Origin of the sequence: Curtobacterium flaccumfaciens (genome assembly GCF_013359815.1) — a bacterium.
GTDB lineage: Bacteria > Actinomycetota > Actinomycetes > Actinomycetales > Microbacteriaceae > Curtobacterium > Curtobacterium flaccumfaciens.
Genome location: NZ_JABMCF010000039.1, coordinates 57,363 through 81,620, shown reverse-complemented (window position 1 = coordinate 81,620; position 24,258 = coordinate 57,363). Strand labels below are relative to the sequence as shown.

Sequence of the window (24,258 nt, the reverse complement as noted above, 5' to 3'; positions counted from 1 at the left end):
GAAAAGGCGGCCTGGAGGCGCGGTGCCAGCTGGCACCGCGCCTCCAGGCCGTCGTCCGCTCGCGTCTACAGCAGCTGCCGCGCGTTGGTGGACGCGAGGTCCAGCAGCTCGTCGCCGCGACCCGACAGCACCGTGCGGATGGCGTAGAGCGTGAAGCCCTTCGCCTGCTCGAGGGTGACCGCCGGGGGCATGGAGAGCTCCTGGCGGTTCGCGCGGACCGACACGAGCGCGGGGCCGTCGTGCGCGAGCGCGGCGGCCATCGCGTCCTCGAAGTCGTCGGACACGTCGACGTGGAACCCCTTGATGCCGATCGCCTCGGCGACGGCGGCGAAGTCCGGGTTCTGCAGCTCGGTGCCGTAGTTCACGAAGCCGGCGGCCTTCATCTCGAGCTCGACGAAGTTGAGCGACGAGTTGTCGAACACGACGATCTTCACCGGCAGCTTGTTCTGCACGATCGTGATGAGCTCACCGAGGAGCATCGTCAGCCCGCCGTCACCGGCCAGGGCGATCACCTGCCGGTCCGGGAACGCCGTCTGCGCGCCGATCGCCTGCGGGACGGCGTTCGCCATCGTGCCGTGCACGAACGAGCCGATCAGTCGGCGCTTGCCGTTCATCGTGAGGTAGCGCGAGGCCCAGACGACGGGGGAGCCGACGTCGGGGATGAAGACGGCGTCCTCGGCGGCGAGCCGGTCGAGCACCCGGGCGACGTACTGCGGGTGCAGCGGCTTCTTCTTCCCGGCGGGCACGGCCAGGTCGTCGAGCTTCTCGCGGGTCTTCCGGTAGTGCTTGAGCGAGTCCTCGAGGTGCTTCGTCGGGTGCGAGCCGGTCAGCAGCGGGATGAGTGCGAGGGCGGTGTCCTTGACGGTGCCGACCAGCCCGATGTCGACGGGGTGCCGCCGGCCGAGCTGCGAGCCGCGGATGTCGACCTGCACGTGCTTCGCCTTGGCGGGGAAGAACTGCTGGTACGGGAAGTCCGTGCCGAGCATCAGCACGACGTCGGCGTCCTCCATCGCGCGGTACCCGGAGGCGAAGCCGAGCAGCCCCGTCATGCCGACGTCGTAGGGGTTGTCGTACTCGATGTACTCCTTGCCGCGCAGCGCGTGCACGATCGGGGCCTGCAGCCGCTCGGCCAGGGCGACGACCTCGTCGTGGGCGTCCGCGACGCCGGCTCCGGCCAGGATGGTGACCCGGTCGGCACCGTCCAGCAGGTCGGCGGTGCGCTGCAGCTCGGCCTCGCTCGGCACGATGCGCGGGGTGGCCCGCTCGATGCGGGTGGTGCGGTCGTCCTTCGCCTCGGCGAGCAGCACGTCGCCCGGGATCACGAGCACCGCGACGCCGCGCTTCTCGATCGCCTCGCGCATCGCGATCTCGAGCAGGCGGGGCATCTGGACGGGGTCGGCGACGTACTCGACGTAGACGGAGCACTCGCGGAACAGCTCCTGCGGGTGCGTCTCCTGGAAGTAGCCGGAGCCGATCTCCGCCGTGGGGATGTGGGCGGCGATCGCCAGCACCGGCACCCGCGAACGGTTCGCGTCGTACAGGCCGTTGATCAGGTGCAGGTTGCCGGGCCCGCAGCTGCCGGCGCAGACGGTCAGCTCACCGGTCAGGGCGGCCTCGGCAGAGGCGGCGAACGCGGCCGCTTCCTCGTGCCGGACGTGCTCCCACCGCATCGTGCCGTCCTTGCGCAGGGCGTCGGTGAAGCCGTTCAGGGAGTCACCGGGCAGGCCGTAGACCCGGTGGATGTCGTTGGCGCGGAGGGTGGCGACGATGTTCTCGGCAACGGTTGGCATGCGTCCTGTCTACTCCCGACCGTCGCGCTGAACGCTTTCGGAGTTTTGTGAGGCTCACTCGCCCTGGGATGCCGAGGTCGGACTGCGACGATGGCGGGATGACCGACGACGCGCCGCTCCTCCGTCCCCGCCGACGGGAGCCCGCCGCGTACGGGATCCTCGAGCGCTCGCCGTACCCGCTCGTCTCGGTGGCGATCGCCGTCATCGCGGTCGTCGTCATCACCATCGTCGGGTTCACCCTCGGCACCGTGGACCTGGGGCTGTCGAAGGCCCTCAACGCGCTGCACACCGGGTTCATCGGTGCGTTCAGCACGGCGGTCTACCACGTGATCAGCCCGGCACCGGCGATCGGGATCACGGTCGTCGTCGTCGCCGTGATCTGGTGGCGCACGCGCGACCTGCGACCGGCCCTGGCGTTCGGCGGCACCATCGCGATCACGTGGGTGCCGTCCGCGATCGTGAAGGAGATCGTGCACCGCGCCCGACCCGACGTGGCCGTGCTGCCGCACCCGTTCCCCGTGCAGCCCGACCCCGGGTACCCGAGCGGGCACACGGTCTACATCACGGCGTTCGTCATCGCCCTGATCTGGCTGCTCCGCGAGACCCGGTGGCACCGACTCGCGCTGACCCTCGGGGTCGTGGCCATCGTGATCGTGTTCTTCGCGGTGTCGATCGACGCGGTGCACTACCCGACCGACGCCGCTGCCTCGATCCTGTGGGCGCTCGCCGTGGCGCCGGGGGTGCGGGTGGTGTGGGTCGACTGGCTCATGCCGCGGGTACCGTTCCTGCGGCCGGGGCGGGGCTGACGCCGGGCTGGTTGGGCGGGTGCGGGGGCGGTCTGGTCGACGCGGAACGACACTGTCGATGTCGTACGACGTCGACAGTGTCGTTCCGCGTCAGCGGGCGGTGTCGTTCCGGGTCAGCGGGCGGCGCTGGTCCGGGTCAGCGGAGCGTGCTGGTCCGGCCCCGCGCCGCGAGCAGCGCCACGACGGCCACCACGGCGGCGGCGAGCATCACGATCGCCAGCGGCGCCGCGGTGTCCGAGCCGCCGATGCTGACGAGCGGGGACACGAGCGCCGCGAGCCCGAACTGCAGGGCACCGAGTACGGCCGAGGCGCTGCCGGCGGCCGAGGGCACGGCACCGAGGGCGAGTGCCGTGGCGTTGCCGAGCACCAGACCGAGCGAGCCCACCGCGGTGAACAGCGGTACGGCGAGCCAGATGACCGGCGCCCCGGAGACGACGAGCAGCGCGAACGCCACGGTCGACGCGAGCACCAGCACGATGCCGAGCGACAGCACGCCCGTGACCGAACGGGTCGCGGTGAGCTTGGCGGACAGGATGCTGACGCCCATCAGCGCCAGGGCGTTCAGCCCGAAGGCCAGGCCGTAGCCGACCGTGCCGAAGCCGATCATGTCCTGGTACAGGAACGGTGACGCGGAGATGTAGGCCATCATCACGGCGAACGCGAAGCCGAACACCGCGGTGTAGCCGAGGAACGTGCGGGAGCGCAGGGCACGGAGCGCCGAGCCGGAGCCACGGCGTTCCTCGCGCAGGGCGTCGCGGTGTTCCTTCAGGTGGGTCTCGCGGATCACGGCGAGGACCGCGATGAGCATGACGACCGACAGGCCGAGCACGATCGAGAGCAGGCCGCGCCAGCCGATCGGACCGGTGAGCAGGCCGCCGAGCAGCGGTGCGACGACCGGGGCGACCCCGCCGACGATCATCATGAGGGAGAACGCGCGGGCGGCGGACTTGCCCGTCGCCAGGTCGGAGATGACCGCACGGCTGATCACCATGCCGGCCGCACCGCCGAGGCCCTGCAGCAGGCGGGCGGCGATCAGCACGCCGATGTTCGGCGCGAGCACCGCGGCGATGCTGGCGAGCACGCACACCGCGGCACCGGCGATGAGCGGCGGCACGCGGCCGAACCGGTCGGACAGCGGACCGAACACGAGCTGGCCCGCGGTCACGCCCACCAGGAACGCGGTGAGGGTGAGCTGGACGGCGGTGGCGCTCGCCCCGAGCTCGGTGGTCATCTGCGGGAACGCCGGCAGGTACAGGTCGGTGGCGAAGGGGGCGACGGCACTGAGCAGGCCGAGCACCAGGAGCAGCGCGGTCGTGATGCCCTGCTGCTTGGTCGTGGGTGTCGCGATCGTCGCGCGGATGGTTCCGGTGTCCGTGGTCATTGTTATGAAAGCATAACTCATTGCCCGAGATCGGTACAGTACGGTCATGCACTCCGCCGTGTCCGACCACGTCCTCGCCGAGTTCGCGGACGTCCTGCTCCGGATCGCGCGTGACATCGACCCGCACGGCTCGGAGACCCTCGACATCGTGCCGCTGACCGGCACCGAGGCGCTCGTGATGCGCTGGATCAACCGCAACCCCGGCACCTCGCCCAGTGCCACCGCCGAGGCGACCGCCCTGCAGCGCAGCAACCTCAGCGTCGCGCTCCGGTCGCTCGTGGCGAAGGGCATGGTCGAGCGGCGCCAGGACCCGGCGGACGCCCGGACCGTGCAGCTGCACTCGACCGCCCTGGCCCAGGAGAGCGTCGACCGGCTCTACCGGCACTGGTCCGGCAAGCTCCGGACGGCCCTCGGCGGCGACGAACGGGGTGCGGTCGAGGCGCTGGAGCTGCTGCAGCGGATCGACGACGGACTGCGCGCGGGCTAGGCGACAGTGTCCTCGGCAGCGGCATCGTCTGCCGCATCGTCCTGGATCGGCAGCAGGCGACGCGCGCCGTGCCCCTCGTCACCCAGCGCATCGCCGGGGTTCACGACCGAGCAGGCCCCGAGCGAGACGCACCCGCAGCCGATGCACTGCGTCATCTCCTGCTGCAGGCGCTCGAGCTCGAGCTGGCGGGCCCGCAGTCGTGCGCGCCACCGCTCGTTCAACCGGTTCCAGTCGCGCAGCGAGGGCATGCGGTCGGCGGGCAGGGCCTCGAACTGCTCGGCGACCTCGCTGAGCGGGATGCCGAGGCGCTTGGCCACCTGGATGATCGCGATCCGCCGTTCGACGTGCCGCGGGTACATCCGCGTGCCACCGTCGGTGCGCTCCGGGTGGATCAGCCCCTTGCGCTCGTAGAAGTGCAGGGCCGAGGCGGCCACGCCCGTGCGGCGGACGATCTCGCCGATGGGCAGCAGGTCGGTCGGCCGCGGTGCCTGGATCTCGACCATGGTGGAGATCCTACTGCTGGAAGGACTCCCAGAGCAGGAACCCGGTGAACAGCACGAACGGCGTGCAGGCGACCACGTTGAGCCAGCGGTGCTCGACGATCACCGCGGCGAACTCCCGCAGGAACGCACTCGGGACGTAGTACGCCGCCGTGCGCGCGCCGACGACCTGGGCCGGCAGGTCGAGGCGACGGGCCAGGGTCGCGGCCCGCAGCACGTGGTAGTTGTTCGTGACCACGACCATCTGGCCGTCCCGCCCGGCGGACGTCTGCACGTCCCGCGAGAACCGCAGGTTCTCGCGGGTGTTCCGTGACGCGGTCTCCGCCACGACGTCGTCCGCGTCGGCACCGTGCGCCACCAGGTACTCGGCCATCGCGGTGCCCTCGGGGCGGGGTTCGTCGTCGCCCTGTCCGCCGGACGGCACGAGGAGCGGGTGGCGTCCGGCGGCCCGTTCGGTTCGGTAGACGCCGAGCGCCCGGTCGAGTCGACTCTGCAGCAGGGGCGGGACCTCGCCGTGCACGAGCCCGGAGCCGAGGACCACGATCGTGTCGGGGACGATGCCGTGCCGCGTCCGCCCGTAGACCACGGAGTACAGGGCGAACGCCACCAGCGACAGCGCGAAGTACCCGCAGACGAACACCATCAGCACGGCGACCGCGATCTTCGTGCCGTCCCAGAGCGTGACGCCCTCGCCGCTGCCCGAGACGAGCAGGGCGATGGCGATCGCCGGCAGCACGAACACCGCCACCCCGGCGGCGAGCGACAGCAGGTTGCCGACGCTGCGCCCCTCGGCCCGGAGCATCTGCAGGCCGTTCGCGACCAGGGCGACGCCGAGCACCACCACGGCGAGCGGCACGAGCAGCAGCACCACGGCGACGAGCAGGCTGAACCCGGGGACCACCCTGGTCAGCACGGCCACGACCGTCGCGAGCCCGAACAGCACGGCCGCCGTCAGGAACACCCCGTTGCGGAGCATCCGCGGGTCCCGTCGCCGCCCCAGGACGTACAGCACCAGGAACAGCAGGGCGAAGACGGGAGCGGCGCCCAGCCCGAGCACCGTCAGCCGACCGCGCGACGGATCAGGTCGGCCACCCGTGCCTCGTCGGCCTCGGAGAACTCGGGGCTGATCGCCCACGACGTGGGCCAGAACGTGCCGTCGTCGAGCGCGGCCGAGTCCTGGAACCCGAGTGTCGCGTAGCGGGCCTTGAACTTGGCGGCGTCTTGGAAGAAGAACACCGCCTTGCCGTCCCGCGCGTAGGCGGGCATGCCGTACCAGAGCTTCGGCGCGAGCTCGGGGGCGACCTCGAGCGCGATGCGGTGGATGCGCTCCGCCAGCCCGCGGTCCGGCTGGGGCATCTCGGCGATCTTCGCCTCGACCGCAGCGGCGTCGGCCGCTGCCTTCTCGGCCTTGGTGCCCTTCGTGCCGCGGGCGCGCTTGACCTCTGCGGCGTGCTCCTGCATCGCCGCGCGCTCCTCGTCGGTGAAGGTGGTCTCGGTCTTCGTCGTCCGTGCCATCGTCGTCTCCTCGTGGTCTCGTGCACCCATCATGGGTCCGCGAAGCGAAGCATGCGAGGCCAGGGCTCGAACGAGTGCCAGGCTCGTCCCATGACCTACATCGCCAGTGACGACCGCTACGACTCGATGACGTACCGCCGGACCGGCCGCTCGGGCCTCGACCTGCCGCTGCTCTCCCTGGGGTACTGGCACAACTTCGGGGACGACATGCCCTTCGAGAACCAGCGCGCCATCAGCCGCCGGGCGTTCGACCTCGGGATCACCCACCACGACCTCGCGAACAACTACGGCCCGCCGTACGGTGCTGCCGAGGTGAACTTCGGCCGCCTGATGCGCGAGGACTTCCGGCCCTACCGCGACGAGATGGTCATCTCGACGAAAGCCGGCTGGGACATGTGGCCGGGGCCGTACGGGCAGGGCGGTGGCTCGCGCAAGTACGTGCTCGCCTCGCTCGACCAGTCGCTGCAGCGCACGGGCCTGGACTACGTCGACGTCTTCTACTCGCACCGCCTCGACGCCTCGACCCCGCTCGAGGAGACGATGGGCGCCCTGCACACCGCGGTCCAGCAGGGCAAGGCGCTGTACGTCGGGATCTCTTCGTACGACGCCGAGCGCAGCCGGCAGGCAGTCGAGATCCTCCGCGACCTCGGCACCCCGCTCCTGATCCACCAGCCCTCGTACTCGATGCTCAACCGCTGGATCGAGACCGAGGGGCTGCTCGACGCCGCCGGCGAGCTCGGCTTCGGCGTGATCGGCTTCACCGCGCTGGCGCAGGGTCTGCTGACCGGCAAGTACCTGAACGGGGTGCCCGAGGACTCCCGCGCGGCAGCGGGCAAGTCCCTCGACGCGTCGAGCATCACGCCCGAGGTCGTCGAGCACCTCCGCGCCCTGAACGACGTCGCGGCCGCCCGCGGACAGTCCCTCGCGCAGCTCGCCCTCGCCTGGGCACTCCGCGACGAGCGGGTGACCTCCCTCGTCATCGGTGCGTCCCGGGTGTCGCAGCTCGAGGACAACGTCGCCGCGCTGTCGAACACGTCGTTCAGCGACGAGGAGCTCCGCGTCATCGACGAGCACTCGGTCGGCATCACCGACGTCGACCTGTGGGCGGGAGCCCGCGCGGGCGAGGTCTCCTGACCCGAGCCCCACGCCGCACCAGTCCCTCGGCCGGTCGCATCTCGTCGCTCGGCGGGTCCCGCCGGCCGGTCACGACGCGTCGCGGGTCGCCCGGCGACCGGTCACGAACTGTCGGCTGACGGCGCCGCCGGCGACGGTCTGTGACCGCACGGCGCACGGCCGACGGGGTGTCGTGACCGCTGCTTGGCCCTGGGCGCGCGGCGCGGCGGACGGGAGGCACGGGGCACGCCGCCACGCGCCTCCCGTCCGTCGTCCGGTCGCGTTGCGTCGCGTGGTCGGCATACGGGGGCTGGTCACGACCCGTCGCGGGTCGCCCGGCGACCGGTCACGAACTGTCGGCTGGCGGCGCCGCAGGCGACGGTCTGCGACCGCACCACGGCTGACCGCCGGGACGGCGCCCGGAGCGAACTCCTCCGGGGCGCGGCGGCCGGTTGGTACCATCGGCAGCGTTCGACAACACGCAGTGTGTATCTACCGGCCGCCGGCATCCCGGCGGACAACGGCGGCACCCGATGGGTCCGCCGCCACTGAACCGGGCGGGCCGAGAAGGCACAACCCCGATGCTCCAGACCCGCTCAACCGACGCCCCGCCCGCTCCGGACCGCTCACTCGTCTCCCTCGCCGGCCGCTGGTACTTCCCCGTGGCGTTCATCGCCCGGCTCCCGTTCGCGATGATGGTGGTGGGCGTCCTGACCCTCGTCGTCGCCGCCCGTGACTCCGTCGCCCTCGGCGGCATCAACTCCGCCGCCGTCGGCATCGGCTCCGCGATCTTCGGCCCGATGGTCGGCGCCGCGGCCGACCGCTACGGCCAGCGGGCGGTGCTCGTCCCCGTCGGCCTGGTGAACGCGGCGTTGCTCGGGTTCTTCCCGTTCGTCGTCAGCGGCACCGCGCCCGACCTCGCCGTCCTCGCGGTCGCGTTCTGCATCGGTGCCTCGGCCCCGCAGGTCGCCCCGATGTCCCGCACCCGGCTCGTCGCGATCATCCGGCAGCGGATGGCCCCGGCGCGGCGCGAGAAGACCCTCAGCGGCACGATGGCCTACGAGTCCGCCGCCGACGAGACCGTGTTCATCATCGGCCCGTTCCTGGTCGGCATCCTCGCCAGCGCGATCGCCCCGTGGGTGGCCGTCGCCGGCGCCTCGGTCCTGACGTTCGTGTTCGTCACGGCGTTCGCGCTGCACCCGACCGGCAAGCTCGTGGTCGGCCAGCACGCGGAGTCGACGCAGGCACCCGCACGGCAGCTCCTGCGCCCGCGGCTCGTCGTCGTGGTCGTCGGCATCCTCGGCATCGGCCTGTTCTTCGGCTCGACGCTCACCTCGCTGACGGCCTTCATGGAGACCCACGGCGAAGCCTCGCAGGCCGGCCTGCTCTACGGCCTGATGGGCATCGGTTCCGCCGGGCTGGCACTCGGGTCGGCAGCGTTCCCGCGGTCGTTCGGCCTCGGTTGGCGCTGGCTCCTGTTCGGCGTCGTGCTCCTCGCCGGTGCGGTCGCGTTCGCCAGCGCCGACTCCGTCCTCGCCGCGGGCGTCGTCCTCGCGATCATGGGCATCGGGATCGGGCCGACCCTGGTCGCCCAGTACAGCCTCGGCTCGGACCGCTCACCGGTCGGCCGGTCCGCCACCACCATGACGATCCTCGGGTCGGCCGTCATCGTCGGGCAGTCGATCGCCTCCGCGATCACCGGGGACGTCGCCGAGCACCACGGCACCGCCGCAGCGATGCTGCTGCCGGCGGTCTCCGCCGCGATCGTCGTGGTCGCCGCGGTCGGCAACCTGCTGCTCCCGCGCCGGGTCGCGACCGCCTGACCGCGAACGTGACCACCTGACGGACGGGAGGCCCGTGGCGACGCCGCCACGGGCCTCCCGTCCGTCAGAGTCAAGAACCGGTCCTGCGGCGGGGGCGCCGCCGCACTTCCGGGATCACGAGCTCCGGTACCGCCCGCAGCATGAACTGGTCGAAGTCCGGCACAGTGAAGGCGGCGAACCCGTGTTCCGGTGTGTACAGGAGACCCATGTCGATGAGTTCTGCGCGCGTCGGCCCGAGTTGGGTGGATTCTCGGTGCAGCACTCTTGCGACGTCAGAAGCCTTGTGGGCGTCCGGTCCGAGTTCGGCCATCGCGCGGAGGTACGCGGTCTGCAGCCCCGTGGCCCGGTCGAGTCGCACACGGAAGAACGACCTATCGAGCTTCGTGAGGTAGCCCTCGCGGGCTGCATCGATGTCGTCGAGGGTGATGACCGGCCCGGCCGCGATCTCCCAGGCCTGGTACCCGAGCTCCTGGATGAAGTAGGGGTAGCCCTTGGTGATCTCCAGTGCGAGATCGACCGCGTCGGGATCGTAGGACGCGTCCTCGAGCTCCGCGGGGCGGATGAGCGCCTCTCGTGCGTCGTCCTCGCCGAGCGAATCGATCTCGGGAAACCGGAAGAGCCGCTCTGCGTAGGACTTCGCATCCCCGGCGAGTTCTGCGATCTGGGGGAGTCCAGCCCCGACGAAGGTGATCGGGAGTTTCCGCTGCACGGTCTTGTGCAGGGCTTGGATCAGCGCTTCGAGTTGCGCGGACCGCAGGAACTGCACCTCGTCGACGAGGATCGCGACACCGCGTCCGTGCTCCTGAGCGGCTTCGCCCAGCGCGACGAGGACGTCGGTCAGGTCCAAGGCGAGATCGCCGTGGTCAGCGAGCCCTTCAGCTGGCTCGACGTCCCAGGTCATGGACCAGGTGCCGTCCGGGGCGACGGACATCCCGAACGCGGTGAGGACTTCGGCTGCTCGACGTGCGCGGTCCGTCCACCGTTTCCGTGGAGAGATCTGGAGCAGGGCTGATCGGAGCAGTGAGGCGATCGTCTGCCGGAACTGGCCGTCGTCGTGTTTGCTCGCTTCCAACTCCACGACCTCCCACTTCGCGGTCCGAGCAAGGTCGGCGAACTCGTTGAGGAGCACCGTCTTGCCGACGCCGCGGAGACCGGTCATGATCAGCGACTGGTCGGTGCGTCCTCGGGAGAGGCGTTGCAGGAGTACCTCGAAGGCCCGCGTGTGCTCGACGCGGCCGGCCACGATCTCCGGAGTGGCGCCTGCATTGGGCGTGTAGGGATTCCTGACGCTGTCCACGGCGGGAGCTTATCGAGTTTATCCTGCTTTAGTGATCGCACATAAAATGAGATAACGCTCGTAAACCGTCAGGACTCCGTGTCGTCGACGAGCAGGTCCTCGTGCCGGTAGTCGTCGGCACGCAGGCCGGCGCGCGCGATCATGTGCGTCGACACCGGCACCAGGAACAGCTGGAACACCATGATCGGCAGCACGACCCAGAACGCCGTCCACGTCCACACCGCGACCACGATGGCGGCCAGCGCGAGTGCGAGCCCGAGCACCTGCGGCTTCGCCATCGCGTGCAGGCGGACGAGCGGGTCCGGGAACCGGACGATGCCGACCCCGGCGCCGAGCGACAGCAGCGACCCGACGAGCAGCAGCCCGATGGCGATCCACGCCCGGATGCCGGCGTCGTCGACGAACGACTCGATGATCTCGATCACGACTGGTCCTCCTCGGCGCGCTCGGGGGTGGTGACGGTCAGTCCCTCGTCGGACGGGTCAGCCGAGGGCGTGACGGCCCGGGCGACGGCGACCGTGGCGAACACACTCGTCGCCGAGATCACCACGAGCACGGGGATGCCGGTCAGGTCCTGGCGGATGACCATCGCGGCGGCGATCACCACGAGCACCGTGGTCAGCACCATGTCGGAGCCGATCATGCGGTCGAGGATGGTCGGGCCGCGCACGATGCGGAACACCGCGAGGGCGAACGTCGCCCCGAGGAGCGCGAGCACGAGCGCGACGGCGATGCCCATCACGACGACGGCGGGGCTCATCGGGTCACCTCCGGCAGGGGCTCGGACAGCTCGGAGACGTCCTGCTTGGATCCCAGTGCGCGGATGACCATGGCCTCGATCCGGAGTGCGACGCGGCGTTCGTCCTCGACCTGCTCGAGGCGCTCGGTGTCGAGCACGTGGAGCAGCAGGCGACGGCGCCGCAGGTCCACGTCGGCGACGTACGAGCCGGGCACGAGCGAGATCGCGAGGGTGGCCAGGGTGAAGGTCATCTCGGAGGTCGAGTGCAGCTGCACGAGCGTGATCGAGCTCCGCCGCACACCGCGGGGTCGGAACGCGACCCAGGCGACCCGGAAGGACGCCACGACGACGAGCCCGGACCACACCACCAGAAACCGCAGCACGTGCACGATCGAGAACCGTGCGGACAGGGGGACCGGCGGGAGCGGCAGCGCCTGGGTGACGATGAGCGCCACGACGATGCCGCACAGCAGCGTCAGCGGGGTCCACGACCCCCAGAGCAGCGCCCAGAGCACGGTGAGCCCCGCGACCAGGGGCACGTCGTAGCGCCACGCCAGCGCGATCCGGCGGGCGTTCGAGATGCGGCGGACGTCGGTCATCGCTCACCTCCGAGCACGGCCTGCACGTAGCGGTCGGGCGACTCCAGCGACTCCGCTGCGCGGGTCGCGTAGCCGTAGAGCGGGCCGGCGACGACCGTCAGGGCGACGGACCCGAGCACCGCGACGGTCGTCACGCCGACGAGCATGCGCGGCAGGCGCACCTTCTCGGGAGCCTCGCCGACCGCCTCGGTCGCGCCGGTGGTCGGACTGGAGGCGGTGGCCGCGTGCGGTGCGTCGGTGACCGTCACCGAGCCTCCCGGGTGGTACGCCTCGCCCGTCTCCTCGGAGACGGTGAGCGGCGCCGGTTCCGGCGACCGCAGGTGGGCGTGCGGTTCGGCACTCGTCGCGTGCGGGGCGGCGGCCTCGGCCGCCGGCTTCGGCCGCCAGAAGGCGGCGTCCCAGACCCGCATGAGCGCGTACAGGGTGAGCAGTGAGGTGACGACGCCGGCGCCGATGGTGACGTAGGCCATCGGGGAGCCGTCCTCGGCGGCGGCGCGGAACAGACCGAGCTTGCCGATGAAGCCGGAGAACGGCGGGATCCCGCCCAGGTTGAACGCGGGGATCAGGTACAGGGCGGCCAGCAGCGGTGCGGCCTTCAGCAGTCCGCCGAGCGACCGGGTCGAGGTCGTCCCGCCGACGCGTTCCATCAGGCCGGACACCAGGAACAGCGTGGTCTGCACGACGATGTGGTGCACCGTGTAGAACACCGCGGCCGCCGTGCCCGCGACGGTGCCGAGGCCGACGCCCATCACCATGAAGCCGATGTGGCTGATCAGCGTGAAGGACAGCAGCCGTTTCACGTCGGTCTGCGACACCGCGCCGAGCACCCCGACCACCATCGTCAGTGCGGCGACGACGAGCAGCACCTCGTTGAGCTGTGGTCGCGGGAAGATCACCGTCTCGAGCCGGATGATCGCGTAGATGCCGACCTTCGTCAGCAGGCCCGCGAAGACCGCGGTGACCGGCGCCGGGGCCGTCGGGTACGAGTCCGGCAGCCAGAACGCCAGCGGGAACACGGCCGCCTTGATGCCGAACCCGATCAGCAGCATCGTGTGCAGGAGCAACTGGACGTGTTCCGGCAGGTCGGCGACGCGCTCGCTGATCTGGGCGATGTTCACCGTGCCGGTGGCGCCGTAGACCAGCCCGATGGCGGCGAGGAAGATCGCCGACGCGATCAGGCTCGTGACGATGTACGTCGTGCCGGCCCGGACGCGCTGTTCGCTGCCACCCAGCGTGATGAGCACGTAGCTCGCCACCAGCAGCATCTCGAACGCGACGTACAGGTTGAACAGGTCACCGGCGATGAACGAGTCGAGCACGCCGGCGGCGAGCACCAGGTACGTCGGGTAGAAGATCGTGACCGGGGCGTCCTCGTCGTCGGCGGCCAGGCCCTGCCCGATCGAGAAGAGCAGGACGAGCAGCAGGACGCTCGCACTGACGGTGAGCAGCAGTGCGCTGAGCCGGTCGACGACGAGCGAGATGCCGTAGGGGGCGTCCCAGCCGCCGACCTGCACCACGATCGTGCCGTGCCGGTCGACCAGGACCATGAGCGTGGCGGCGACGGCCAGGGCCACGACGAGCACCACGACGGTGATCGCACGCTGCAGCTTCTGGTGCCGGAGGAGTCCGAGCGCGACCGCGGCACCGAGCAGCGGGACGAGGACGAGGAGCGGGACGAGCCAGGTCATCGGGTCGCCTCCTGTTCTGCGTCGGTGGTGGTCTCCGGGTCCTCGTCGGCCGCCTCGTCGCGGTCGCGGCCGATGGCTGCGTCGGCCTCGTCGACCTCGACCTCGTCGGCGCGGGACAGCTGCCACGACCGGTGGATCAGGGCCAGCAGGAACGCGCTCACGGCGAAGGTGATCACGATCGCGGTCAGGGCGAACGCCTGGGGGAGCGGGTCGGTGATGCCCTCGGCGCTCTTGCCGATCGGCGGGTCGCCCGCGGCGCCGGACATCACCAGCAGCAGCAGGTTGAGCGAGTTGCCGAGCAGCAGGAAGCCGAGGAGCATCCGGGTCAGGGAGCGTTCGAGCAGCAGGTAGACGCCGCACGAGAACAGCACCGCCATGGCGATCACGAGGACGAGGGTGACGGTCACGTGGCGCTCCCTTCCGGGGTGGGGGCATCGAGGGCGTCGCTGACGGACCCCTCGGTGGTGTCGCGGGTCGGGGTCGAGGCGTCCTCGAGGCGCTGCCGGTCGACCTCGGCACCGAGGCTGCGGAGGACGTCGAGCACCAGGCCGACGACGACCAGGTACACGCCGATGTCGAAGAACGTGGCGGTGACGAACTCGACGTGCCCGAGGATCGGGACCGTGGCCTCGAAGAACTCGGAGTACAGGGCTTCGCGACCGAAGAACAGCGGCACGATCGCGGTGATGGCTGCCGTCGCGACCCCCAGGCCGAGCAGACGACCGGCACGCACCGGGGCTGCGGCGCCGAGTTCGGCCGGGCCGCCGGCCAGGTAGCGGGCCGCGAGCGCGATGCCGGCGACCAGGCCACCGGCGAACCCGCCACCGGCCGAGTTGTGCCCGGCGAACAGCAGGTACACCGACAGCACGATCAGGCCGTGGAACAGCAGGCGGACGACCACGTCGAGCAGTGCCGAACGGCCGGTCGGGATCGCGGCGCTCGTCGGCAGCCAGGCGCGGGGTTCACCGTCGGTGCGCTCGCCGTTCGCGGTCAGGGTCTCCGGCAGGTCGCGCAGTCGCGGCAGGGTGTCCTCGCGCGAGTTCACGAAGATCAGGCTCGCGACGCCGGTGGCCGCGGCGACCACGACGGTGAGCTCACCGAGGGTGTCCCAGCCGCGCAGGTCGACGAGGGCGACGTTCACGACGTTCAGACCGTGCCCGAACGAGCTCGTCAGTGCGGGCAGGTCGGGCCAGAGGGGGCGTGCCGTTCGGGCCGAGGCAGCAACGACGACGACGATCGCCAGCGTCAGCCCCGCCAGCCCGGCGAAGAGCGCCCGCACGACCCGGAACCGCGACGGGTTGGTCGTGGCGATGCGCGGGGGCAGTCGTCGGAGCACCAGGACGAAGGCGATCAGGGTGACCGTCTCGACCACGAGCTGCGTCAGGGCGAGGTCGACGGCGCCGTGCAGGACGAACAGCACCGAGAGGCCGTAGCCGGTGACGCCGACCAGGACCGCGGCGGCGAACCGGGTCTTCGCCGTGAGCACCGCGATGCCCGCGATCGACATCACGATCATCACCGGGATCTGACCCCACGAGTCGGCGAACCGGACGTGGAACTCCCACGGCCCGCCGAGCACCAGGTTGGCGAGCGCCCCGGCGACGAAGACCGACAGGATCACCGTCAGGTAGTACGGGAGCGAGCCGCGCTGCAGGCTCGCGGTGAGTCCGGTCGCCCCACGGTCGAGCAGTCGCATGCCGTGCCGGTACGTGCCCGCAGCGCTCGGGAACCCCGCGAGCCGGTGCTGGAGCGCTTCGACCGGACGACGCAGGGCGAACAGTGCGAGGCCGCCGACCAGGGTGATCGCAGACAGGCCGAGTGCGGGTTCGAGGCCGTGCCAGAGCGCGAGGTGCGGGACCTCCTCGCCGGGGAGCGAGGCCACCGTCGCCTCGGGCTCGATGCCGTGCGCGACGACCGGGGTCAGCAGGCCGAGGGCCACGCCGGTCAGTGCCAGGATCGACGGCACCACACCCAGGCCGTGCAGGGCGTGCGGTTCGGTGGTTGCGACGCCGGGCTTGCGGGCGAAGGCGCCCCACAGGAACCGCAGCGAGTAGGCCACGGTGAGCACCGAACCGACGGTCACGCCGATCAGGGCGAACCATGCCCAGCCGGCGTCGGGGCCGTGCAGGGACTCGGTGAACCCGGTCAGCACGGCTTCCTTCGCGACGAAGCCGATCGTCGGCGGGATCCCGGCCATCGACAGCAGCGCGAGCACCGCGACGACCGCCAGCCACGGGCGGGCACGGCCGAGCCCGCTGAGCCGACCGAGGTCACGCGTGCCGGTGACGTGGTCGATCGCGCCGACGACCAGGAAGAGCGTCGACTTGAAGGCGGCGTGTGCCACGAGCAGCGCGACCCCGCCCAGGGCGACCGCGGGGGCACCCCAGCCGGCGGCGAGCACGAGGAACCCGAGCTGGGCCACGGTGCCGTAGGCGAGCAGGAGCTTGAGGTCGGTCTGCCGCAGGGCCCGGTACCCGCCGACGAGCATCCCGGCGACGCCGAGCAGCGTGATCGTCTCGCGCCAGCCGTCGAGCAGCGCGAACGCGGGGGCGAGCCGGGCCACCAGGTAGATGCCGGCCTTCACCATCGCGGCGGCGTGCAGGTACGCGCTGACCGGGGTCGGTGCGGCCATCGCGGCGGGGAGCCAGAAGTGGAACGGCACGATCGCCGACTTCGTGAGCGCCCCGAGCAGCACGAGGACCACCGACACCGAGACGACCGTGCCGCTCGGGGGATCGGCGACGATCGCGGACAGCGAGGTCGTGCCGGCCGTGACCGAGAGCATCACGAGACCCGCGAGCATCGCCAGACCACCCGCGGTGGTGACCACGAGCGCCTGCATGGCGGCGGCGCGACTGGCGCGCTTCGCGGCGTCGTGCCCGATGAGCAGGTAGGAGAAGACCGTCGTGGCTTCCCACAGGACGAACAGCACGATGACGTCGTCGGCGATCACGAGCCCGTACATCGAGCCGGCGAAGGCGGTCAGGACCCCGGCGAACCGACCGAGCCCGGGTTCGTCCCGCTCGAAGTACGAGGCGCAGTAGACCAGCACCAACGCGCCGACGATCGACACCACGAGGGCGAGCACCCACGACAGGGCGTCCATCCGCAGCGTGACGTCGAGGTCGAGCTGGGGGACCCACTGGTGCCGTTCGACGACGCTGCCGTGCAGGGCGGCGTCGGTCTGGGCGATCGTCAGCACCGCCGCCGCGGCGGGGGCGAGGGCCGCCACGTAGAACGCGCGGCGGCCGAGGACGGGGGTCAGAGCGGGGACGATCAGGGCGACGATCGCGAACGCGACGAGGACGAGGACCATCGGGCACCTCCTCGGGGTCGGGCGGCAGTCCGGCTCACTGGGCTTTCACAGCCTACGGAGAGGGCCATGTGGAGAACCTGTGCGGCCGGACAGCAGTCCGCTCAGGTCCGGCCGTGCGCGCGGGCGGGGATCTGGGTCGCGAGCTTGCCGCCGGAGACGTCGAGCAGGGTCCCGGTGATGTACCCGGAAGCGTCGCTCGCCACGAAGACGAGCAGGTCGGCCACGTCGTCCGGCGTCTCCCACCGGCGGAGCGCCAGGGTGTCGAGCAGGCGGTCCTGCGCCTCGGCCGGCATCGTCGCGAAGCCGTTCATCGCTGTCGGGACCATGCCCGGCGCGTAGGCGTTGACAGTGATGCCCCACGGTCCGAGCTCCGATGCGAGCACCCGGGTGAACGAGACGACCGCGGCCTTCGACGCCGCGTAGGCCGCGCTCCCGACGCTGGGCACGATCGCCGCGAACGAGGCGGCGTTGATGATCCGACCGCGCCCGGCCGCCTGCATCACCGGAGCCACGGCCTGGCTCATCAGGAACGTGCCGCCGAGGTTGACGTCCATGCAGCGGCGCCAGGCGTCCCACTCGAGTTCGGCGACCGTGCCCGTGACGTTGATGCCGGCGTTGTTCACCAGCACGTCGATCGTGCCGTGCCGCCGGACGACCTCGTCCACAGCGTCGCGCACCGACTGCGGGTCGGCGACGTTGCACACGACGTGGTCGAGCGGGAAGTCCGGCTCGAAGGCCAGGTCGAGCGCGACGACGCGGCTCCCCTCGCTGAGGAAGCGGTCGGCGAGCGTGCGGCCGATCCCGCGCGCTGCGCCGGTCACGACCACCACGCGGTCGGTCAGGTCGAGGTGCATCGTTGCTCCCGTCGTCGGTGCCTTGAATAGGCATACTATTCGAGCATGACGGATCAGCGTGTGCTCTGGGTCACGGGTGGGGGCAGCGGCATGGGGGCCGCGAGCGCCGAGGCAGCGGCGCGGGACGGCTGGACGCTGGTCCTCAGCGGGCGCCGTGCCGAGCGGCTCGAGCAGGTCGCACGCACCATCCGCGGCGCCGGGGGAACCGCGGACGTCCTGCCCCTCGACGCGAACGACCCCGACGCCGTCGCAGCCGCGTGGGACACCGTGCTCGAGCGGCACGGGCGGCTCGACGGGCTCGTGCTGGCGGCCGGGCTCAACGCCCCGAGGCGCCGGTGGGACGACCAGTCGCTGACCGACTTCCGCGCGATCGTGGACACGAACCTCACAGCCGTCGTCACCGTCGTGGATGCCGCACTGCCGGCACTCCGGTCGTCCGGCGGCGTCGTGGTCGTCGTGTCGTCGTACGCCGGGTGGTCCTTCCAGCCGGGGGCGGGTGTCGCGTACTCGGCGAGCAAGTCCGCGCTGGCCTCGGTCGTCCGGACGCTCAACCAGCAGGAGGCCGAGCACGGCGTGCGTGCCACCCACCTGTGCCCGGGTGACGTCGCGACGGACTTCCTCGACCAGCGGCCCGAGGTCCCCGACGCGGCCGCGCGGCAGCGCATGCTCCAACCGGAGGACATCGGGCGGACGGTCGCCTTCGTGCTCGGGTCGCCGGCGCACGTGCGCATCGACGAGCTCGTGCTGTCGCCGGTCTCGCAGCGGTGACGAGCACCTTCGAACGGGTCCTCGACCAGGTCGGCGCCGCCGTCGTCTCCGGTGCGGTCGCCGTCGGCAGCCGCCGGAGCATCGACGACCTGGTGGCCTTGACGGGTGCCAGTCGCAGCATCGTCCGCGAGGCCGTCCGCGTCCTCGTCGCCCTCGGCCTGCTCACCGCGCGGCGCCGGGTCGGCGTGACCGTCCTCGGCGCGCGGGAGTGGGACGTCCTGGACCCGCGTGTGGTGCGGTGGCGTCTGCGTGGCCCCGACGGTGACCGCGTGGCGGTCGAGCTCCGCGAGCTGCGCGCGGCGGTCGAACCCGCCGCCGCTGCCGCAGCGGCCCGGCGGGCAGCGCTCGACGAGTGCGCGGACCGACGGGAGGCCCTCCGCACCACCGCGGACGAGCTCGCCGCCGCCGCGACCCGCGACGACCGCCTCGACTTCGTGGCCGCGGACGTGCGGTTCCACGCGCTCGTGCTCGACCTGTCCGGCAACGCCCTGTACCGACGCCTGCACCAGGTCGTCGGCCAGGTACTGCGCGAACGCGGGAGCATCCGCCCGGACCGGCACGACGTCGGCCTCCACCTCGCACTCGCCGACGCCGTCCTCGACGGCCGCCCGGACGACGCGGCCGCGACGATGCGGGCGATCGTCGACCGCACGTGATCGGAGCGCCCCGGACCTGCGAGGATGGACCCCGGTGCGCCCCTCCGGTGCCCGTGGAGGGTGAGTCGTGGACGCAGCACAGGACCTGGTCGTCCAGCTCGTCGGCACCCCGTGGGCGTTCTTCGTGGTCGGCCTCGTGCTCGCCGTGGGCAGCGTCGCGGTCTTCCTGCCCAGCCAGGCACTCGTCGTCGCGATCGGCACGCTCCTGGTGGGCGGTGACGGCGGTCTCCTGCCGGTCCTCTTCCTCGTCGTCGCGGCGTCGATCGGGATGGTCCTCGGCGACCTCGGGCTCTACCACCTGGCGCGGTCGGTCGACCTCGGCTCGAGGTCGTGGTTCGCGCGTCCGAAGGTCCGCGCGGCCCGGGACGCCATCGACGGCCGCTACCGTGCCGCTCCCGGGCGCATCGCGGTGCTCGGACGCTTCATCCCGATGGGCCGGTTGACGACGAACCTGGTCGGCGCCGACAGCGGGCTCGACCTCCGGCGGTTCCTGCTCAGCTGTGTGCTCGCCGACGTCGTGTGGGCCGCGTACTGCGTCGGCATCGCCTCGGCCACCGGGCGCTGGAGCCGCGAGCAGCCCTTCCTCGTCACGACCCTCGCGGTCGTGGCGTCGATCCTGCTCGGCCTCGCGATCTCCGCGATCGAGAAGGCCGTCCGACGACGGAGCGAGGCTGCGGCCGCGGCCTGACGAACGTAGGCTGGGCACCCCGTTCGAAGGAGAACCCGTGCTGCTCGACGACCTCGTACCGGACCCCGCCGCGCTCGAGCGCATCGCCACCGGCAGCACCTGGGCCGAGGGGCCCTGCTGGATCCCGTCGACGCGCACGCTGCGGTGGTCCGACATCCCAGGCGACCGCATCCTGCAGTGGCACGCCGACTCCGGCCAGACCTCCACGTACGCCGAGGGCGTCGAGTTCACCAACGGCCGGACGCTCGACCGGGACGGCAGCGTCGTGCAGTGCTCGCACGGGCTGCGTCGGGTCGAGCGGGACCGCGACGGCGCCGTCACGTCGATCGTCGACGTGTGGGACGGGGGCCGGTTCAACTCCCCGAACGACGTGGTGGTCGCGCGGGACGGCGGCGTCTGGTTCACCGACCCCGCCTACGGCATCACCCAGCCGCGTGAGGGACACCCGGGCGTGCGTGAGTACGGCGACCACTGGGTGTTCCGGTGCGGCCCGGCGGGCGAGGACCTGCGACCAGTGGCGACCGACCTGGACGAGCCGAACGGCCTGGCCTTCGACCCCGACGAGCGGGTGCTGTACATCGCGAGTTCGTCGGGCGACGAGCCGGTCATCCGCGCCTACGACCGACGAGGCGACCTGCTGAAGAACGGCCGGGTGTTCGCGCGGCTCGAGCCCGGAGAGGGTGCGCCGGACGGCATCCGGGTCGACGTGCACGGCAACGTCTGGTCGTCCTCGCACCGCGGCGTCGTCGTGTTCGACCCGACGGGTGCCCGGATCGGTGCGGTCGCCGTGCCGGAGGTCACGTCGAACCTGTGCTTCGGCGGCGACGACGGTACGACGCTGTTCCTGACCGCGACGACGTCGGTGTACCGGATCGCCACGACGACGCGGGACGCTGCCGTATCCTGACTCGGCCATGCAGTGCGACTACTTCGACCGCGGGGTGTGCCGGTCGTGCACGCTCATGGGCCAGCCCTACGCCGACCAGGTCCTCGACAAGGAACTCCGCACGCGCGAGCTCCTACAGGCCGCGGTCGAGGCCGCCGGGGGCCCCGGAGCGGTCTCCTGGTCGCCCGCGATCACGAGCCCGGAGTCGGGGTACCGGAACAAGGCGAAGATGGTCGTGGGCGGGACCGTCCAGCACCCCACCGTCGGCATCCTCGACCACCGGCAGCGCGGGGTCGACCTGCGGCACTGCGGGATCTGCACGCCCGGCATCCGGCACGCGTTGCCCGTGCTGGCCGAGTTCGTCTCGACCGCCGGGCTGATCCCGTACGACGTCGCCGCGCGCCGGGGCGAGCTCAAGTACGTCCTGGTCACCGAGTCGCCCGACGGCGAGCTGATGATCCGGTTCGTGCTGCGTTCCGAGGGGCAGCTGCCACGGCTCCGCCAGCACCTCGACGCCCTGCGTGCCGCACTGCCGAACGCGGTCGTGGTGACCGCCAACCTGCTGCCCGAGCACAAGGCCGTCACCGAGGGCGCCCGCGAGATCGTGCTGACCGAGCAGGAGACCCTGCCGATGCGGCTCGGCGGGATCACGATGCACCTGCGGCCGCAGAGCTTCTTCCAGACGAACACCGGCGTCGCGACCGAGCTGTACGCGCAGGCGACGGCCTGGATCGACGAGCTCGACCCGGCGTCGATGTGGGACCTGTACTGCGGCGTCGGCGGGTTCGCGCTGCACGCTGCCCGTCCCGGCCGCGTGGTGACCGGCATCGAGACGAGCGCCGAGGCGATCCGCTCCGCGAAGCAGTCCGCTCGTGAGGCCGGCCTCGAGGGCCTCCGGTTCGCCGCCGACGACGCGACCGAGCACGCCCTCCGGGCCCGTCCGGACGCGGTGCCCGAGCTCGTCGTCGTGAACCCTCCGCGTCGCGGGATCGGGGAGCGGTTGTCGACCTGGCTCGAGGAGTCGGACGTCCAGCACGTCGTCTACTCGAGCTGCAACCCGGTGACCCTGGCGAAGGACCTGGCACGCATGCCGTCGTTCCGGCTGCGGCGGGCCAGGGTGCTGGACATGTTCCCGCAGACCGGTCACCTCGAGGCCGTGACCCTGCTCACGCGCGCCTGATCCCGACCGCCGATCGGCATTGCCAGGGAATTGCCAAGGACACGTACCCGGGTACGCCTCGATCACCATGGCCATGGGCATCGAGCCGTTCAGGTTCTGGGGCGGGGTACATAGCATGCACGGGTAGAACCGTTTGTCTCGGTTTGATAACGGTCAAGAGTTTCCTATGGTTGCCGACCGAGGTGCCGCCGGCCCGATGACCACTGCCCCCGGTGGCGCACCCCCACAACTGACCGCGATCGGTCGGGGTGGGCAGTGGATTCCGCAACAGATGCGGCTCGTGACCCCGGTGGAGCAATCACATGAAGAAGCTTTCCCGTACCCGCACCATCGTCGGTGGCCTGGCGTTCGCCGGCATCGCCGCGACCGGTGTCGGCCTCGCGGCAGCCCCCGCGAACGCAGCGTCCGGTTCGACCTGGGACCAGCTCGCGCAGTGCGAGTCCGGCGGCAACTGGGCCATCAACACCGGCAACGGCTACTACGGCGGCCTGCAGTTCAACCTCGGTACCTGGCAGGCCAACGGTGGCGCGGGCAACCCCGCCTCCGCCACCCGCGAGGCCCAGATCGCCGTCGCCGAGCGTGTCCTCGCCTCGCAGGGCTGGGGTGCCTGGCCTGCCTGCTCCGCCCAGCTCGGGCTGAGCGGCACCAGCGGTGCAGCGCCCGCCGCGGCGGCTCCGGCCCCCGCACCGGCTCCGGCGCCCGCACAGCAGGCCGCCCCGCAGCCCGCTGCTCCGGCACCGGCTCCTGCCGAGCAGGCTGCCCCGCAGCCGGCCGCGCCGAGCACCACCGAGTCGACGCCGGCCCCGGCAGCGACCACGCCGAGCAAGCCGGCCCCGGTCAAGACGAGCGGCAAGACGTACACGATCGCCTCGGGTGACACGCTCGATACGATCGCGACGAAGCTCGGGATCGACGGCGGCTGGAAGCAGCTCTGGGCCGCGAACACGTCGACCATCGACGACGCGAACCTGATCTACGCCGGCCAGGAGCTCCAGCTCCCAGCCTGATCTCTCCGCAGACCGAACACGACGACGCCCCGCGACCTCGAGTCGTGGGGCGTCGTCGTGCGTGCGGTGCCGGGCTACTGCGGGTTGTCCGCGAGCCAGCCGCCGACGTCGTCGGAGCGGAGCGCCTGGGACAGGGACCCGACCGCGAGCTGGTTCAGCGTCACGATCGACTGTCCGTCCGGTGACGTCCCGGAGCCCGCCGTCGGCACCGTGAAGGTCACGAGGTCGTCGGCTCGGACCGCGCGGAGCGACCACCCGAGTTCCGCCATCCGAGCGAACGTGAAGCCCGCGTCGACCGACAGGTGCGCACTGGTCGCGGCGACGAAGTCCTGGATGCGCCCGGGGTTGGTGACCGTGCCGCGGGACAGCAGCCCGTTCACGACGCCGCGCATGAACGCCTGCTGGTTGCGGACCCGGGTGTGGTCGGCGTCGGCGAAGGCGTGTCGCTCCCGCACGAAGGCGAGTGCGTCGGCGCCGTCGAGGCGGTTCGTCCCCGCCACGAAGTCGTGGTGGGTGGTCGAGAAGGCCTGCGGGGAGGACACGGTCACGCCGCCGAGGGCATCGGTCATGTCCTCGAACCCGGTGAAGTCGATCTCGGCGACGTGGTCGACCCGGACGTCCAGGAGCTGCTCGACGGTCCGCACGGTCAGGGGTACCCCGCCCCAGGCGTACGCGGCGTTCATCTTGGCGCGCCCGTGCCCGGGGACCTCGACCCAGGAGTCCCGCATGATCGACATCAGGTAGACGTGCTGACGATCGGCGGGCACGTGCGCCAGCATCAGGGTGTCCGAACGCCCGCCGGACGACGAAGGGCCATCATCGGGGTTGCCCTGCGCCCGGGAGTCGGAACCGATGAGCAGGACGTTCTCACCTGACGTCGGCGTCGGTCGGGTGCCGCTCGGGAACGGGTTCGTGATGGTCTCGCGCCCGGCGTCGAAGCTCCGAGCGAGACCGCCGACGAACGCACTCGCGACGACGGCGACGACCAGGGCGACACCGATGAGCGAGCCGAGCGTCGTGATCAGCGCGACGAGGAACGGCCGACGCCGCCGTCTGCTGCTGGCGGCGTGGTGGGCGTGTGCAACGGCCGCGCGGGCGGCTCGGCGTTCGGACATGCGGGCTCCTGTGGTCAGGTCGGCACGGACCGACCACGGGATCTTATCGC

General features: G+C 71.5%; 24 protein-coding genes. 10 read left to right on the top strand and 14 right to left on the bottom strand.

Annotated features, from left to right (window positions below; translation table 11 throughout):
• Positions 1-65 precede the first annotated feature (65 nt).
• Complete coding sequence (poxB, locus tag HP445_RS11905) at positions 66-1,790, bottom strand: ubiquinone-dependent pyruvate dehydrogenase (RefSeq protein WP_128780197.1); 1,725 nt, start codon at positions 1,788-1,790, stop codon at positions 66-68.
• Between the two features lie 98 nt (positions 1,791-1,888).
• On the opposite strand from poxB, the gene HP445_RS11900 reads away from it, so the two are divergent.
• The gene (locus HP445_RS11900; RefSeq protein WP_071404807.1) at positions 1,889-2,596 is read left to right on the top strand and encodes a phosphatase PAP2 family protein; all 708 of its coding nucleotides are present in this window, start codon (positions 1,889-1,891) and stop codon (positions 2,594-2,596) included.
• Positions 2,597-2,732: 136 nt separating this feature from the next.
• Here HP445_RS11900 and HP445_RS11895 read toward each other — a convergent pair whose 3' ends face one another.
• The gene (locus HP445_RS11895) at positions 2,733-3,977 is read right to left on the bottom strand and encodes a multidrug effflux MFS transporter (RefSeq protein WP_111094368.1); all 1,245 of its coding nucleotides are present in this window, start codon (positions 3,975-3,977) and stop codon (positions 2,733-2,735) included.
• Positions 3,978-4,023: 46 nt separating this feature from the next.
• Between HP445_RS11895 and HP445_RS11890 the strand changes: the two genes are divergently transcribed.
• A complete protein-coding gene (locus HP445_RS11890) occupies positions 4,024-4,464 on the top strand; it encodes a MarR family winged helix-turn-helix transcriptional regulator (RefSeq protein ID WP_216852147.1) in 441 nt (146 codons plus the stop codon).
• On the opposite strand, the gene soxR is transcribed toward HP445_RS11890, so the two are convergent.
• The 3 genes from soxR to HP445_RS11875 are packed head-to-tail and all read right to left on the bottom strand — an operon-like array spanning position 4,461 to position 6,479.
• Positions 4,461-4,967, bottom strand: coding sequence for a redox-sensitive transcriptional activator SoxR (soxR, locus tag HP445_RS11885; protein ID WP_128780195.1), 507 nt, complete (start codon positions 4,965-4,967; stop codon positions 4,461-4,463). The two genes, HP445_RS11890 and soxR, sit on opposite strands and share 4 nt — an antisense overlap.
• A gap of 10 nt (positions 4,968-4,977) precedes the next feature.
• Positions 4,978-6,021, bottom strand: coding sequence for a YdcF family protein (locus HP445_RS11880; RefSeq protein ID WP_241660383.1), 1,044 nt, complete (start codon positions 6,019-6,021; stop codon positions 4,978-4,980).
• Between the two features lie 2 nt (positions 6,022-6,023).
• Positions 6,024-6,479: an iron chaperone gene (locus tag HP445_RS11875; protein WP_196783353.1), complete on the bottom strand. Its 456-nt coding sequence runs from the start codon at positions 6,477-6,479 to the stop codon at positions 6,024-6,026.
• A 90-nt stretch (positions 6,480-6,569) separates the two neighbouring features.
• Here HP445_RS11875 and mgrA point away from each other — a divergent pair, with 90 nt between their 5' ends.
• Positions 6,570-7,613: an L-glyceraldehyde 3-phosphate reductase gene (gene mgrA, locus HP445_RS11870; RefSeq protein WP_128780194.1), complete on the top strand. Its 1,044-nt coding sequence runs from the start codon at positions 6,570-6,572 to the stop codon at positions 7,611-7,613.
• Between the two features lie 560 nt (positions 7,614-8,173).
• Complete coding sequence (locus HP445_RS11865; RefSeq protein WP_128780193.1) at positions 8,174-9,415, top strand: MFS transporter; 1,242 nt, start codon at positions 8,174-8,176, stop codon at positions 9,413-9,415.
• 70 nt (positions 9,416-9,485) lie between these two features.
• Here the strand turns inward: HP445_RS11865 and HP445_RS11860 are convergent, their stop codons facing one another.
• From HP445_RS11860 to HP445_RS11825, 8 genes are all read right to left on the bottom strand, one after another.
• Positions 9,486-10,712, bottom strand: a complete 1,227-nt coding sequence (locus tag HP445_RS11860; RefSeq protein WP_111233592.1) for an ATP-binding protein — start codon at positions 10,710-10,712, stop codon at positions 9,486-9,488.
• A 68-nt stretch (positions 10,713-10,780) separates the two neighbouring features.
• Positions 10,781-11,137 carry a monovalent cation/H(+) antiporter subunit G gene (gene mnhG / locus HP445_RS11855; protein WP_071245814.1) on the bottom strand — a complete coding sequence of 119 codons (357 nt, stop codon included), beginning with the start codon at positions 11,135-11,137 and terminating at the stop codon, positions 10,781-10,783.
• Positions 11,134-11,472 (bottom strand): MrpF/PhaF family protein, encoded by a 339-nt coding sequence (locus HP445_RS11850; RefSeq protein WP_051597118.1) that lies wholly within the window; start codon positions 11,470-11,472, stop codon positions 11,134-11,136. The genes mnhG and HP445_RS11850 overlap by 4 nt, the downstream gene beginning before the upstream one ends.
• The gene (locus tag HP445_RS11845) at positions 11,469-12,050 is read right to left on the bottom strand and encodes a Na+/H+ antiporter subunit E (protein WP_071404815.1); all 582 of its coding nucleotides are present in this window, start codon (positions 12,048-12,050) and stop codon (positions 11,469-11,471) included. Before HP445_RS11845 ends, HP445_RS11850 begins: the two co-directional genes overlap by 4 nt.
• Entirely contained in the window at positions 12,047-13,738 is a 1,692-nt protein-coding gene (locus HP445_RS11840) for a Na+/H+ antiporter subunit D (RefSeq protein ID WP_017887554.1), read from the bottom strand. The genes HP445_RS11845 and HP445_RS11840 overlap by 4 nt, the downstream gene beginning before the upstream one ends.
• Positions 13,735-14,145 carry a Na(+)/H(+) antiporter subunit C gene (locus HP445_RS11835; protein ID WP_110865552.1) on the bottom strand — a complete coding sequence of 137 codons (411 nt, stop codon included), beginning with the start codon at positions 14,143-14,145 and terminating at the stop codon, positions 13,735-13,737. The genes HP445_RS11840 and HP445_RS11835 overlap by 4 nt, the downstream gene beginning before the upstream one ends.
• The gene (locus HP445_RS11830) at positions 14,142-17,054 is read right to left on the bottom strand and encodes a Na+/H+ antiporter subunit A (RefSeq protein ID WP_128780192.1); all 2,913 of its coding nucleotides are present in this window, start codon (positions 17,052-17,054) and stop codon (positions 14,142-14,144) included. The genes HP445_RS11835 and HP445_RS11830 overlap by 4 nt, the downstream gene beginning before the upstream one ends.
• A gap of 101 nt (positions 17,055-17,155) precedes the next feature.
• Entirely contained in the window at positions 17,156-17,908 is a 753-nt protein-coding gene (locus tag HP445_RS11825; RefSeq protein WP_128780191.1) for an SDR family NAD(P)-dependent oxidoreductase, read from the bottom strand.
• A 45-nt stretch (positions 17,909-17,953) separates the two neighbouring features.
• On the opposite strand from HP445_RS11825, the gene HP445_RS11820 reads away from it, so the two are divergent.
• The 6 genes from HP445_RS11820 (at position 17,954) to HP445_RS11795 (ending at position 23,093) form a co-directional block, all read left to right on the top strand.
• The gene (locus tag HP445_RS11820) at positions 17,954-18,676 is read left to right on the top strand and encodes an SDR family oxidoreductase (protein WP_164941145.1); all 723 of its coding nucleotides are present in this window, start codon (positions 17,954-17,956) and stop codon (positions 18,674-18,676) included.
• Complete coding sequence (locus HP445_RS11815; protein ID WP_128780190.1) at positions 18,673-19,332, top strand: FadR/GntR family transcriptional regulator; 660 nt, start codon at positions 18,673-18,675, stop codon at positions 19,330-19,332. The genes HP445_RS11820 and HP445_RS11815 overlap by 4 nt, the downstream gene beginning before the upstream one ends.
• Positions 19,333-19,399: 67 nt before the next feature.
• Complete coding sequence (locus HP445_RS11810) at positions 19,400-20,020, top strand: DedA family protein (RefSeq protein WP_071404822.1); 621 nt, start codon at positions 19,400-19,402, stop codon at positions 20,018-20,020.
• 40 nt (positions 20,021-20,060) lie between these two features.
• Complete coding sequence (locus HP445_RS11805) at positions 20,061-20,927, top strand: SMP-30/gluconolactonase/LRE family protein (RefSeq protein WP_254699561.1); 867 nt, start codon at positions 20,061-20,063, stop codon at positions 20,925-20,927.
• A 7-nt stretch (positions 20,928-20,934) separates the two neighbouring features.
• Positions 20,935-22,086: a 23S rRNA (uracil(747)-C(5))-methyltransferase RlmC gene (gene rlmC / locus HP445_RS11800; protein WP_128780189.1), complete on the top strand. Its 1,152-nt coding sequence runs from the start codon at positions 20,935-20,937 to the stop codon at positions 22,084-22,086.
• Positions 22,087-22,388: 302 nt separating this feature from the next.
• Positions 22,389-23,093: a LysM peptidoglycan-binding domain-containing protein gene (locus HP445_RS11795; protein WP_128780188.1), complete on the top strand. Its 705-nt coding sequence runs from the start codon at positions 22,389-22,391 to the stop codon at positions 23,091-23,093.
• A gap of 74 nt (positions 23,094-23,167) precedes the next feature.
• Here the strand turns inward: HP445_RS11795 and HP445_RS11790 are convergent, their stop codons facing one another.
• Entirely contained in the window at positions 23,168-24,208 is a 1,041-nt protein-coding gene (locus tag HP445_RS11790) for an LCP family protein (RefSeq protein ID WP_128780187.1), read from the bottom strand.
• Positions 24,209-24,258: the final 50 nt, after the last annotated feature.